Annotated in this window: 11 protein-coding genes; 4 read left to right on the top strand and 7 right to left on the bottom strand. The window is 69.3% G+C overall.

From position 1 onward, the window contains the following. The 6 genes from CBM2588_RS20405 to CBM2588_RS20380 form a co-directional block, all read right to left on the bottom strand. On the bottom strand, nt 1-1,413 hold the full coding sequence (locus tag CBM2588_RS20405; RefSeq protein ID WP_115682204.1) for a type II and III secretion system protein family protein: 1,413 nt from the start codon (nt 1,411-1,413) through the stop codon (nt 1-3). 19 nt (nt 1,414-1,432) lie between these two features. Next, complete coding sequence (cpaB, locus tag CBM2588_RS20400; RefSeq protein WP_115682203.1) at nt 1,433-2,383, bottom strand: Flp pilus assembly protein CpaB; 951 nt, start codon at nt 2,381-2,383, stop codon at nt 1,433-1,435. A 43-nt stretch (nt 2,384-2,426) separates the two neighbouring features. Further along, complete coding sequence (locus tag CBM2588_RS20395; RefSeq protein WP_115682202.1) at nt 2,427-2,903, bottom strand: TadE/TadG family type IV pilus assembly protein; 477 nt, start codon at nt 2,901-2,903, stop codon at nt 2,427-2,429. A gap of 72 nt (nt 2,904-2,975) precedes the next feature. Further along, nucleotides 2,976-3,449 (bottom strand): A24 family peptidase, encoded by a 474-nt coding sequence (locus tag CBM2588_RS20390; protein WP_115682201.1) that lies wholly within the window; start codon nt 3,447-3,449, stop codon nt 2,976-2,978. Between the two features lie 30 nt (nt 3,450-3,479). After that, complete coding sequence (locus CBM2588_RS20385) at nt 3,480-3,659, bottom strand: Flp family type IVb pilin (RefSeq protein ID WP_115682200.1); 180 nt, start codon at nt 3,657-3,659, stop codon at nt 3,480-3,482. A 362-nt stretch (nt 3,660-4,021) separates the two neighbouring features. After that, the gene (locus tag CBM2588_RS20380) at nt 4,022-5,215 is read right to left on the bottom strand and encodes a collagen-like triple helix repeat-containing protein (RefSeq protein ID WP_115682199.1); all 1,194 of its coding nucleotides are present in this window, start codon (nt 5,213-5,215) and stop codon (nt 4,022-4,024) included. A gap of 690 nt (nt 5,216-5,905) precedes the next feature. On the opposite strand from CBM2588_RS20380, the gene CBM2588_RS20375 reads away from it, so the two are divergent. From CBM2588_RS20375 to CBM2588_RS20360, 4 genes are all read left to right on the top strand, one after another. Continuing rightward, entirely contained in the window at nt 5,906-7,483 is a 1,578-nt protein-coding gene (locus tag CBM2588_RS20375; RefSeq protein ID WP_115683672.1) for a collagen-like triple helix repeat-containing protein, read from the top strand. Between the two features lie 182 nt (nt 7,484-7,665). Continuing rightward, nucleotides 7,666-9,333 (top strand): ShlB/FhaC/HecB family hemolysin secretion/activation protein, encoded by a 1,668-nt coding sequence (locus tag CBM2588_RS20370; protein ID WP_115682198.1) that lies wholly within the window; start codon nt 7,666-7,668, stop codon nt 9,331-9,333. 292 nt (nt 9,334-9,625) lie between these two features. Beyond that, nucleotides 9,626-11,833, top strand: a complete 2,208-nt coding sequence (locus CBM2588_RS20365; RefSeq protein WP_172583641.1) for a TonB-dependent receptor — start codon at nt 9,626-9,628, stop codon at nt 11,831-11,833. Nucleotides 11,834-11,924: 91 nt separating this feature from the next. Next, on the top strand, nt 11,925-12,719 hold the full coding sequence (locus CBM2588_RS20360) for a tetratricopeptide repeat protein (RefSeq protein ID WP_115682197.1): 795 nt from the start codon (nt 11,925-11,927) through the stop codon (nt 12,717-12,719). 13 nt (nt 12,720-12,732) lie between these two features. Here the strand turns inward: CBM2588_RS20360 and CBM2588_RS20355 are convergent, their stop codons facing one another. Further along, on the bottom strand, nt 12,733-12,939 hold the full coding sequence (locus CBM2588_RS20355; RefSeq protein ID WP_018004776.1) for a dodecin: 207 nt from the start codon (nt 12,937-12,939) through the stop codon (nt 12,733-12,735). Between the last annotated feature and the right edge of the window lie 22 nt (nt 12,940-12,961).

The following is a 12,961-nucleotide window of genomic DNA, read 5'->3' as shown; positions in this document are numbered from 1 at the left end:
CTATTTCGAGAAACCCGGCAAAGTCGGGTCCGCGTATTCGCCCAACATGTACCAGCCCCACACATTGGGGCTGGCACTGGTGCGGCCGTCGGCACCGACGGCCTGCGCCGCCGGCGAGTTCTTCGCCATCGGCTTCACCAGGCGCGGCGTGACGACGATCATCAGCTCGCGGTCTTCCTGGTGGAAGTTCAGGTTCTTGAAGAACACGCCGATCACCGGCAGGTCGCCCAGCACCGGCACCTTGTTGACATTGCTGACGGTGTTGCGGCTGACCAGCCCGCCGATCACGAAGCTCTCGCCATCGCCCAGCTCGACCGTGGTGTCGGCGCGGCGCGTGACGATGGCCGGCACCACCGCGCCGTTGATCGAGATGCCGCGCGAGGGATCGAGGTCGCTGGCCTCGGGCGCAACCTTCAGTGCGATGCGGTCGGCCGACAGCACCGTGGGCGACACCGTCAGCCCGATGCCGAACGGCTTGAACTGGATCGTGGTGGTGCCCAGCGCCTGCGGCACCGGGATCGGGATCTCGCCGCCGGCCAGGAAGCTGGCGCTCTGCCCCGACAGCGCCACCAGGCTGGGCTCGGCCAGCACGCGTGCCAGGCCGTTGGCCTCCAGCAGGCTGATGTTGGCGAAGATGCCGTGCGTGAGCGACGCCGCCACCAGGTTGAAGGCATTGCTCATCGGCGATGCGATATCGGCGGTGAAGCTGCCGGGCGCGCCGCCGCTGCCCGGCGTGAAGGTGAACTTGTTCAGCGTCGACGGCGAGAACGTGCCGAAGGCAAAGCCGGAGTTGTTGCGGAAGAAGTTGATGCCGACTTCCTTGAGCACGGTCTTGCTGATCTCCACCACCTTGACGTCGACCTGCACGGTGCCGCTCAGCGGCACGGTGGAGCGGTCCACCACCAGGCCGGGCTTGCCGTCGGTCTTGCCGGCCGTGGCCGCTCGCGCCGCGGCTTGGGCGCGCGCGGCGCCATAGGCGTCGGGCGACTGCCCGGTGATGGTGGCGCCGGCTGCCGAGTAGCCCAGCTGCGCGCCGTTGGCATCGGGCGCGATGGCATCGACCTGCACGCTGTAGTTCTGCGGCTCGGCGCTGCCGCGCGTCCACACCATCACGTCGGTAACGCCAGGCTGTTTGGCCACCAGCAGCACGCTGGGCGCGCCGCGGGTGCGCAGGATCAGCGCATCGGCGACCGCGGGGTTGCCCACGGCGACGCGCTCGACCGGCTGCGCGCTGCGCAGCTCCTTCTGCGCGCCGGCCATCAGGCGCAATGTCCGCGCGGTGGCGGCGTCCTGCGCCTGCGCGCGCGGTGCCAGCGCGCACCATGCCGTGGCGGCGATGATGGCGGCAAGCGTGAGCTGCATCAGCCGGCGGCGCAGCGTCACGGCATGGGCGGGTAGATTCTGGATTGGCATGCGATGGGCGCCCACGTTCTTATTCGATCTCGCGCTTGCCGGCGCGGATCACTTCCACGCCAGCGCGTTCCCTGGCTTGTGCCGGCGCCGGCGACGCGGCCACCTGCAGCGGCCGCGGTGCCGGCGCTGCCGCCGGTGCGCGCGCGGCCGGCGCGCCGTTGCTGGCGGCGAGCCCGGACAGCAGCACGCCGGCAGTGGCCTTGTCGGTGGCGGCGCGCGGGGCGTCGGCGGGAATGCCGGCGCGCGCGGCCAATGCGGGCGGGAGTTCGGCAAACATGCCGTCGCTCGGCATGGCCGGGTCTAGCGGATTGCGCAGCGCCAGCATCAGGCGCCCGGAGTGCTGCGCCATCGCCAGCCGGCTGACCTGTTCCAGCGGCACCGACAGCACCGCGGTCTTGGCGCCTTCCTGGCGCGCCATCATCTGTTCCGGCTTGGCCGCCTGCGGCCGGTTGACCGAGGCCACGCCGTAGGCCAGCACGCGCAGGCGCGACAGCAGCATGCGGGCCTGGCTGTCGGGGATTTCCTGCTGGTCGCGCCGCAGCACCAGGAACACATCGACATAGTCGCCCGGCTGCACCTGGTTGCCGACGCCGATGACCTCATCGACCGACACCGCCACCGCGCGCTCGCCTTCCGGCACCTGCGCGGCCAGGCCGGACAGCAGCTGGCTTTCCAGCACCGGCACGTTCGCGCCCAGCGCCACCAGCGGCACCTGCCCGGTCACGCGCGCCACGTCGCGGTAGGCGCCGGCGGGATCGATCGGCAGCATCTCCACCTTGAGCGCCTCGGCATCGAGCGGCTTGCCGGCCTCCGCCGGGCGCGTGGTGACTACCACCGGATGCAGCGGCCTGGCGCCTGCCGATGCCTCGGGCTGAGTTGGCTGGCGTCCTACCTGCCACGCCAGCAGTGCGAGCAGCAAGGCCAGGCCCAGCAGCACGACGGCCAATAATCGGATCTGCTTGCTGGTCATGCGGAAATCCTGGGTTCGGGCATGGGGCGATTCGTCATGCGCATCAGATATCGGGAGAGAGCTGGACCATGGCCGAGCCCGACAGCGAAGCCGGCAGCGGCACCATCGGCACCGCGGGCATGATGTTGGTGGTGGTCAGGGTCAGCGTGACCTGTACGCAGACATCGGCCGAGCCGGCCGCGCAGGGCACGGCCGCGGCGACGCCGGCGGGCGGGATCAGGTCACGGATGGATGCGGGTAAGGTGCCGCGCGCCATCGCGGCCGCGGCATTGACACGTGCCTGCTGCGTGGCGGCAAGGCTGGTGCCGGCTACGCCTGCCGGATAGCGCAGCGCGGCGCGCGCGCCTTCCTCGGCGGCCAGCGTCAGCACCTGCTGCAGCGCCAGCATCACGCCGTAGTACACGATGCCGATCACGATGGTGATCAGCACCGGCGCCACGATCGCAAACTCGATCGCGGCGCTGCCGGCGCCCTGGGAGCGCCGGCTGATCTTCCTGTTCACCCTTGCGTGCAACAACATCTGAAACCCCGGTCTCTTGGTGTTCCGCCGCGCCGACCGGCGGCGCGGCCTGCTGGCCTCAAGCCATTCCGGCTATTGGCCCGCAGCCATCCAGACCAGCACTCCCACGGCCAGGTACGCCGCATACGGGATGCCGCGCGCGAGCGAAAACTGCGCCGTAGGAAGGGACTGGTCCTGGGAATGCAGAGCGTGATCCGCGGCCGGCGTGCGGCGCGCCAGTGCCAGCGCCAGCAGCGCGTGCACCAGCCCGAGCAGGCTGCCGACGACCCATGCCACCACCAGCCCTTGCGGACCGGTGAACAACCCCGCCACCGTCAGGAACTTGACATCGCCCGCGGCCATGCGCCCGAGCGCGTAGACCGGCAAGGTGACGGCAAGACCCAGCCCCGCGCCGGTCAGGCGCGCGGCCAGCGGCGGTTCCGCGGCCTGTCCGGCGACCAGTGCCAGCCCGAGGGCCAGCACGGCAATCGCCAGCAGGAGGTTCGGAACCCGCCGGTAAGCGAAGTCTGTGTAGAGGGTCGCCGCGCAGAGGAGCGCGGCAATCACGCTAGTCTCGTTAGAGAAGCCGGTTTCTCTTTATGTAGTGAACCAGCCCTTGACCTTGACGGAGAGCCGTTCAAAGCTCGCGTCGAGCTCAGTGCCAAGCTTTCCGGCGCCAACGGTAATAGCTAAAGCGACGAGGCCCACGATCAGCCCATATTCAATAGCCGTCGCCCCGCGCTCATCTTTAATAAAGCGTGCAATGAGTCGTTTCATGATTTCTGACACTCCCGAGTGATCTGATGCCGCGATCACGCTTCCCCCGTTCGATTATCACGGTGCTCTGTGGCCCGCTCTTTTATCGACTATTCACGCTTGCTGCGCTTTTTTTATAAGACATGGTATGTCTCAACCATACCCCTCCCTCGGGTGATAGTAATGACCCGAAGGGGTTAAAGCACGCGTTTGAAACGCGCCGGCTCGCAGCTTGTTAAAGAACAAGCGGGCCGGTGCAAACCGGCCCGCAGCCTGGCCATGCCGGCATCTCAGCCGCGTAGCCAGGCGGAATAAAAAGATGCGCTGCGACGGGGTGATGAGCGACAGCGCACCGTGAAAACACCTATGCGGGTTGAGACATTTCAGTGGAGCAGCCCGCCCAGGATCGGCAGTTGCGGCTTGCTGTCGCCGCCGCCCGAGCCGCCCCCGGCACTGCCGCCGACCCCGCTCTTGATGCCGCCGACCAGACCGGTGACCGGGGCCAGCAGCGCACCGACCGGACCCGGTGCACCGCCACCGGCACCGCTGTCGCCGCTGCCGGGCTTGACCAGCGGCAGGCTGCCGAGCAGGCCGCCGAGCGCATTGCCGCCGTGGCTGCCATCGCTGCCCTGGCCGTTGCCGGCGCCGGCCAGCGGCAGGTTGTTCAACAAGCCGCCCAGCGGGTTGCCGCCGGTTTGGCCGTTGCCGTTGACCAGCACGCCGACCGCGGCAACGGTCTTGCCGGCCTCGGTCACCACGCCGCCAAGCGGCGCGACCACCGGGGCCTGCGTATTGCCGAGCATGCTGCCGCCGGTGGCCACCGTATTGCCGACCTTGTAGAGCAGACCGTCGGCCGGTCCGCCGAGGCGCGTGGCCGCGCCCAGCGTCTGGGTACCGTCGGTGACCTTGCTGGTCAGCGGCACGATGACCTTGCTGAGCGAGTTGGTGACCTGCGCGACGGCGCCATCGGACAGCACCGTCTGCAGCTTGTCGCCGCCGCCCTGCACCGCCGTGCCGACCTTCGTGACCAGGCCGCCCACCGGCGTGGTCAGCGGTGCCAGCGGCGCCAGCTTCTCGGTGCCCAGGCCCTGCACCAGCGCGCCGCCGCTGACCACGGCGTCGCCCACTTCGCGCACCACGTTGCCGGTGCTGGACACCGTCACGCCCACCGGGTTGTCGACCGAGCCCATCTGCCCGAGCCCGTCGCGCACGCCGGCGCCGAGCGCGCCGACCGCTTCGCCCGCATTGACCACCACCCCGCCGGCGCCCTTGCGTGCGTCGGTGGGCAGCAGCGGCAGCGGCGCGTCCTGGATCGACTTGCCGATCTCGCTGACGGCATTGCCCGCCGACACCACGGTATTGCCCGCGCCTTCGGTGACCTTGGCGGTCGGCGTGGTCTGCGCGGCGGCCGGCGGCGGCGGCGTGACCGGCGTATCGGCGCCGCCGCCGCTGGGCTGCGGATTGGCGCCGCTGCCGCCGCCGCTCGACGAGCAGCCCGACATCAGCAAGGCAAGGGCGGCGACGCCGGCCGCGGCCAGCGAGGTCATGGAAAGCGGTGCGGGATGCTTGGTCTTCATTGTGCTTCTCCTGTCTGGTTGGCCACGGCACTGCCGGGCCGTCTTTTCTTGTGAACCGCCGCATGGAATGCCGACGAGCGCCCGGTTGTCCCGCTTTGTTCGACCTGCCTGCCATCCCCATCAGCCATGGCAACACGGTGGAACGCGAAATCGTCGGCGCGTCGGGATCGGGAATGGCAAGGCGCGTGCCAGCGTGGCAAGGTGGACTGGCACACACACCGGCGAACTGCCTGCATGCCTTGCGCGGCGCGGCCTGCCGGGCGGACCGGGGTGGCGGCGAAGCGCGCGCGGACGGTGCCGCGGCAGCGCGAAACGCGTTACGTGCTACGTAACGTGTTCCGTGCACGCGGGAACACGCCGAAGCGGCGTGGCAGGCCCCGCGGCGGCTTACCGCGCACCGCTTCGCCGATGCTGGTTTGTTCCCCGCGCACGACACACGTTACGTAACGCGTAACGCGCCACGCTCTCCATGCCAACGCGCCGGCGGACCTCGCGGCGCTTCCCGCGGTCACCGTGCAGGCCGCATGCCGCAAGGCCTGGCGGGTGCCATACCCGACTTCGGCAGGGTCTGTGCGGTAGCACGCCAAAGCGCTGGCATACCGATTGCGCCATCACCGTCACCGCCGCACGCAGCAGACAAACGCGTTGCGCGGCCGAGCGATTGAAACGACGGGAATGAAGGAACAGACCATGCGCAAACAACAACTCGCCGTAACGGCACTCCTGGCAACCCTGCTGACCCTGGGTGGCTGCGCCAGCGGCAGCGGCTCGACCTCGATGGGCACCAGCGATACCGCTGGCACGAATGGGGGTACCAACGGCGGTACCAATGGCGGCAACAACGGAGGCACCGGCGGCACGGGTGGCGGCACCGACCTGGCCGGTGGCGGCACCGGGGGCACGGGCGGCACCGGTGGCGGCAGCGGCGGAACCGGTGGTGGCAATGGTGGCAACACCGGCGGCAATACCGGTGGTGGCGAGACGCCCACCGCGCTGACCCCGACCGCCACGGTGATCGACAACGCCGGCACGGTGCTGGGCAATACGGGCAGCACCGTCGGCGACCTCGGCAACCAGCTTGGCAACGCCAACCTGCCGCTGTTGCCGGGCCAGACCCAAAGCGGGCTGGGCGGCGTGGTGGCGGCGACCGGCGATGCCGTCGGCGCACTGGCCACGGGCCTGCAATCCGGGCTGGGCAGCATGCCCAATTCGACCAACCCGGTCGGCACCACCGTCGCCAGCACCGGCAACGTGGTGACCGAACTGGGCAAGGCGGTGACCAGCGCCGGCACCGCGGTGAGCGGCCTGGGCACCGGCCAGCTGGCACCGCTGGCGCCGCTGACGTCGCCGCTGGGCGCGGTGGTCGGCACGCTGGGCAATACCGTCGGCAACACCGGCGGGACGCTGACCTCGGTGTTGTCGAGCGGCGCGGTCGAGCAGGTGACCATCACCACCAGCAAGCTGATCGTGCCGATCACCTCGCAACTGACCAGCACCACACAGTCACTGGGCGCGGCCACCGGCCTGGGCGCCCCGACCAGCAGCCTGCTCGCGACCGTGGGCGGCGCGCTGGCCACCGCCGGCACCAAGCTGCAACAGACCAACACGCCGGTGGTCGCGGGCGTCGGCGGCGTGGTCAACGCCACCGGCACCACGGTGGCCTCGCTCGGCGGCGCGGTCAACGGCCCCGCCAGCGGCGGCGGGCTGGGCGCGCTGGGTCCGGTACTGGCACCGGTTACCACGCTGGCCGGGGGGCTGGCAGGCGGGGCAGGCGCCGGCGGCACGGGTTCGCCGCTGGCGCCTGTCACCGGCCTGGTCGGCAGCGTCACCGGAGGGCTGACCGCCGCCACCGCCAACACGCCGCTGGCTCCGGTCACGTCGCTGGTCAGTGGCGCGGTGGGCGGCCTGGGCAGCGCCACTGGCGGAGTCGGTGGCTCGCCGCTGGCGCCCGTCACCAGCCTGGTCAGCACCGTCACCGGCGGCCTGGCCTCGGCCACGGCCAGCACACCGCTGGCCCCGGTCACCGGCGCGGTAAGCGGCGTGGTGACTGGCGTGGTCGGTGGCGCGGTCGGCAGCGTTGGCGGCGCAACCGGCGGCACTGGCACCACCAGCCCGCTGGCGCCCGTCACCAATGTCGTCTCCGCCGTGACCGGCGGCGCCACCACCACCGCGGGCAGCACCACCAACAAGGGCTCGACCACCGGCCCCGTCGGTGGCCTGGTCGGCGGCTTGCTCGGCGGCCTGACCGGCGCGCTCGGACAGAAGTAATCCTGCCTTGGCCGCTGCCCCGGCGATCGTTTGATCACGGGCAGCGGTGCTCACCTGATTCAACGTAGCGGCCACGCGCTGGACCGGCAGTATCGGCCAGCAGGCGCCCGGGGGTAGCGGCAATCCCCACGCCGGTGGCACGCGACGTCAATAGCCGCAGTGTTTCTTACAGGGGTTTTGCCATGCGTGCACGTCATCGCGTTGCCGCGCTGCTGGTCGGCGTCGGCGCGTTCCATCACGGCCTGGTCCAGGCCGATCCGCGCAGCCCGGTCCAGGGCGATCCGACCCAGACGCTTCCCAAGATTGCGCCGGCCCGGCCCGACAGCCGCGTGACCGTGCAGGTCGAGCGGCCGCAGCCTGCCATGCAGGACCTGCTCAACGCGCGCCTGACGCCGCGGCGCTTTCGCATCGAGGGCGCGAAGACGCTGCCGTTCGAGGAAGTGGCCGCGCAGTTCCAGCCGCTGGCCAACCGCGAGATCACGGTGGCGCAGCTGCTGGAAGCCGCCAACGCGGTGACGCAGATGTACAAGGCGCGCGGCTACCCGCTGTCGTTCGCGTTCGTGCCGGCGCAGGACTTTGCCAACGGCGATGTGCTGGTCACGGTGGTGGAAGGCTACGTCGCCAAGGTAACGGTGACCGGCAAGGCGGGCCCGACCGAGCGCCGCCTGCGCGCCATCGCCGAGAAGCTGCAGCAGGACCGCCCGCTGCGGCAGGACCGCTTCGAGCACTACGTCAACGCGCTGGCGCTGCAGCCCGGGCTGCAGGTGGCGGCCACGGTGCAGCCGCCCACCACCACCGACGGCGCCTGCGAGATGGTGCTCGAGGTCAAGCGCAAGCCCTTCACCTTCGGCACCGGCATCGAATACATGTCGCCGGGCCTGCGCGCCATCGCCACGGCCACCACCAACAGCCTGACGCCGCTGGGCGAGCAGATCTCGGTGTCGGCGCTATTCCCGAAGGGCCGCGACAGCGAGGAATACTACGCCGCCAGCTATGCGCAGCCGATCGGCACCGAAGGGATGGTGGCGCGGCTCAATGCCTCGCACTACCGCGGCGTGCCGCAGAATGCAACGCTGGCGCCGATCGGCTTCAACCCGCGCTATGTCAACGACACCAAGCGCATCGGCGGCACCCTGAGCTATCCGCTGCTGCTGTCCAACGCGCATACGCTGACGCTGACCGGCGGCGTCTACGGCGCCGACCAGTTCGAGCGCTATACCCATACCGCCACCGGCACGCGCGTGACGCTCGGCACCAACGTGCGCGTGGCCACCGCGGAGCTGACCTATCTGCAACGCGGCGAAGGCGTCAGCCGCAACGCCACGCTGGGCCTGTACAAGGGCTTCGATGCGCTGGGCGCGAGCCGCCAGAACAACAGCAACGACCTCAGCTTCTTCCGTACGCGACTGCTGCTGTCGCAGTCGAAGGACCTGCCCGCGGGCTTCGGCCTGACCGTGGCCGCCGCCGGCCAGTACAGCGGCGACCGGCTGGCCTCGGGCGAGCAGATCAGCTTTGGCGGACGCTTCTTCGGCCTGGGCTACCCCGCGGGCGAAGTCGCGGGCGACAAGGGCTGGGGCGCGTCGGCCGAAATCAGCCGGCTGTTCCTGCCGGACCTGACCTATCTGCGCACGATCCAGCCCTATGTGTCGGCCGACGTGGCGCGCGTGTATTCCAACAGTGTGTCGCTGTCGCACCGCAGCCTGTCGTCGGTGGCGCTGGGGGCGCGCTTCTCGGACCGGCGCTACTACACGCTGGACCTGTCGCTGGCGCAGCCGGTCGGTGACAAGCCGACCAATGCCAGCCGCCGTTCGCCGCGCATCAACATGATCTATTCCTACCAGTTCGACTGAGTCCTGGCTTTTCCAAGGTTCCCTGCACGGCCGGCGGCAGTTCGGCGCCGGCCGATTTTTTGCGATGGCTGCGACATACCGGCCGCACTGCCGGTGCCTCCATTTCGCAACACTTTTGACATCCGACAAGCAAGGTAACGCGGCCCAGCCTTGACCAGTCAACCATCTCCAAATGATAATTCATCTCATTACCACTTCGATTCGCAATTAAGAGAGGCGTAAAGTGCAGCATTCGGCAGTCACAACAAGAAAGAGCCACGGGAAGCTGGGTGCCATTTCACAATTGACCGGCATGGTCGGCGCCGCAGTCGCCGCAGCGCCGGTTGCCGCGCAGGAAGCACCCAAGCCGGTCAACCTGCCGCAGGTAACGGTTACCGGCGACAGCGGTTTCAAGGCGGAAAGCTCGTCGTCGATCAAGAATCCCGAGCCGCTGCGCGATACGCCGCGCTCGATTACCGTCATTCCGCAGGAAGTGATCCAGAGCACCGGCTCGACCACGCTGACCGACGTGCTGCGCACGGTGCCGGGTATTGCGTTCGGCGCGGGCGAGGGCGGCAACCCGGTCGGCGACCGGCCGTTTATCCGCGGCTATGACGCGCAGGCCAGCACCTTCCTCGACGGGTTCCGCGATATCGGCGCGCAGTCGCGCGAGCTGTTCAACGTCGAGAGCGTCGAAGTGACCAAGGGCCCGGCCGGCGCCTACGACGGCCGCGGCTCGGCCGGCGGCAGCATCAATATCACCAGCAAGGCGCCCCGGCTGGGCAATTTTGCCGAAGGCAATATCGGCGTCGGCAATGCGCAGTACGTGCGCGGCACCGCCGACGGCAACTGGCAGTTCGCCGACCACGCGGCGTTCCGCCTCAATGCGATGTTCTACGACCAGGACGTCGCCGGCCGCGATGCCGTGCACCAGAAGCGCTGGGGCGTGGCGCCATCGGTGGCGTTCGGCCTGGGCACCGACACGCGCCTGACGCTGTCGTACTACCACATGCAGACCGACGACATCCCCGACGTCGGCATCCCGTACAACAACCCGGCCTTCACCCCGCGGCGCGACGGCCGGCCGCGCACGCGCCAGGCCGGCGACGGCTCGCCGGTCAACGTGCCGCGCAGCACCTACTACGGCCTGCTCGACCGCGACTTCCGCAAGGACCAGGCCGACATGGGCACGATCCGCTTCGAGCACGATTTTTCGCCGGCGCTGAAGTTCCGCAACCAGACCCGCTTCTCGCGCACCAACCAGGACTACATCTACACGCAGCCTGACGACAGCAAGGGCAACATCTACTACGACCTGCTCTGGCGCCGCGTGAACACGCGCTATTCCACCGTGCGCACGGTGGCCAACCAGACCGACCTGTCGGGCGAGTTCCTGACCGGCGCGATCAAGCACAAGTACGTGTTCGGCGTAGAGTTCTCGCAGGAAAAGAGCGAGAACGACAGCTACAGCGTCGACACCGGCAACAGCAGCTGCCCGAACGGCGCTGGGGCCGCCGGCGGCTACAACTGCACCACGCTGCTGAACCCCAACCCCAACGATCCGTGGGCCGGCAGCATCGCGCGCGCCAACAACCCGACCAACGCCAAGACCAACACGGCGTCGGTGTACCTGTTCGACTCGGTCGAGCTGAGCAAGCAGTGGATCGTCAATGGCGGGGTGCGCTTGGACAGCTACCGCTCGAGCTTCACCGCGGCGCGCGCGGCCAATGGCTCGCGCGCCGAATACTCGCGCGACGACAACCTGTTCAACTACCAGTTGGGCGTGGTGTACAAGCCGGTCGAAAACGCCAGCTTCTATGTGTCGTACGGCACCTCGTCGACCCCCGCCGGCGCGTTCCTGGCGCAGGGCTCGGACCCCAACGGCCTGGCCCCGGACCGCAGCGGCAACCGCGGCGACCAGCTCGCGCCCGAAAAGAACCGCTCGTTCGAACTGGGCACCAAGTGGGATGTGCTGAAGAACCGCCTGGCCCTGACCGCGGCAATCTTCCGCATCGAGACCACCAACGCCCGCATCGTGCAGCAGGACGGCACCGCCGCCATGGCCGGCAACAAGCGCGTGGACGGCTTCGAGCTGGGCTTCTCCGGCAACCTGACCGAGAAGTGGGCCATGTTCGGCGGCTACACCCACCTGAAGAGCGAGCTGCGCAACAACGGCGGCGCCGGCGCGGCCTTCGGCCAGACCAACGGCCAGGCGTTCCCGAACACGCCGGAAGACAGCTTCAGCCTGTGGACCACGTACCAGCTGCTGCCCAACCTGACCATCGGCGGCGGCGCGTACTACGTGTCGAAGGTCTGGGGCAACCAGGGCACCAACAAGTGGGTGCCGCCGTACTGGCGCTTCGATGCGATGGCCGCATACCGCATCAACAAGAACGTGGCACTGCAGCTGAACGTGCAGAACCTGACGGACAAGACCTACTACAGCCAGGCCTATACCTCGCACTATGCGACGGTGGCCCCGGGCCGCACCGCGGTGCTGAACCTGAACCTGCGCTACTGAGCGCGGCGGCCCCAAGGCCGCACTGCGCAACACGCGGCACGCGGCCAGCTCCGGTCGCGTGCCGCTTTGCCTTTCAACCGAAGCCCCTTGTATGGATACCCTGCCCTTTCGCGTCGCCACGCCGGTCGAACTCGAACAGCTCGGTCCCGCCGGACTGCGCGACAAGCTGGCCGGCCCGCCGCATCTGGCGCTGCCGTGGCTGGGCGGCGCCGCAGTGGCAGGCCATCTGGACGCGCAGATGGTGCTGGGCCAGTGGTTCCTGGCCGGCCATGGCGTCGCACGCGACCCGGTGCAGGCGTTCGCGTGGTTCAAGCACGCGGCGCACGCCGGCCATGCGGGCGCGGCCAACCTGGCCGGCCGCTGCTACGAGAACGGCTGGGGCACCGCGCCGGACGCGCGCGCCGCCGCGCACTGGTACATGCTGGCGGCGGAGCGCGGCTCGGACTGGGGCATGTACAACCTGGCCACGGCGCTGGTGCTGGGCCACGGCGTCGTCGCCGACCGGCGCGCCGCGCTCGGCTGGTACCAGCGCGCGGCGGCGCTGGGCCATGCCAAGTCGCTCAATATCCTGGGCGGCTTCCACGAAGACGGCTGGGAGGTGGCGCAGGATCCGGCGCGCGCGGTCGCGTACTACCGCCAGTCGGCCGAAGGCGGCGACTTCCGCGGCCAGTTCAACTATGCGCGCATGCTGGCGCTGGCGGGGCGCGAGGCCGAAGCGCAGCAGTGGATCCGGCTGGTGCCGCAGACCGCCACCGGGCCCTTTATCGACAAGATGCTCGCGTTCCTGCGCGACGCGCCGCAGCAGGCGCTGCAGCGCCTGTACGCGCATGCCAGCCAGGCGGTGCAGAACCCGCAGCCGATGCCGCAGGCCGCTGGCGCGGCCTGAACGCAGCGGGCGATCAGGTCACGCGGAAACCCACCTTCAACGTGACCTGGTAGTGCGCGATCTTGCCATTCTGGATATGGCCGCGCGTTTCCACCACTTCGAACCAGTCGATGTTCTTGATGGTCTCGCCGGCCTTGGCGATGGCGCTCTGGATGGCCTGGTCGCAGCCGTCTGGCGAAGAGCCGACGATCTCGACCAGCTTGTAGGTGTGGTTCGTCATTGCCTCTCCTTGGCGGCCGCGG

It is taken from the genome of Cupriavidus taiwanensis, assembly GCF_900250075.1.
In the GTDB taxonomy this organism is placed as follows: domain Bacteria; phylum Pseudomonadota; class Gammaproteobacteria; order Burkholderiales; family Burkholderiaceae; genus Cupriavidus; species Cupriavidus taiwanensis_C.
The sequence above is the reverse complement of the archived record's forward strand: the minus strand, read 5'-3'. Positions and strand labels throughout refer to the sequence as shown.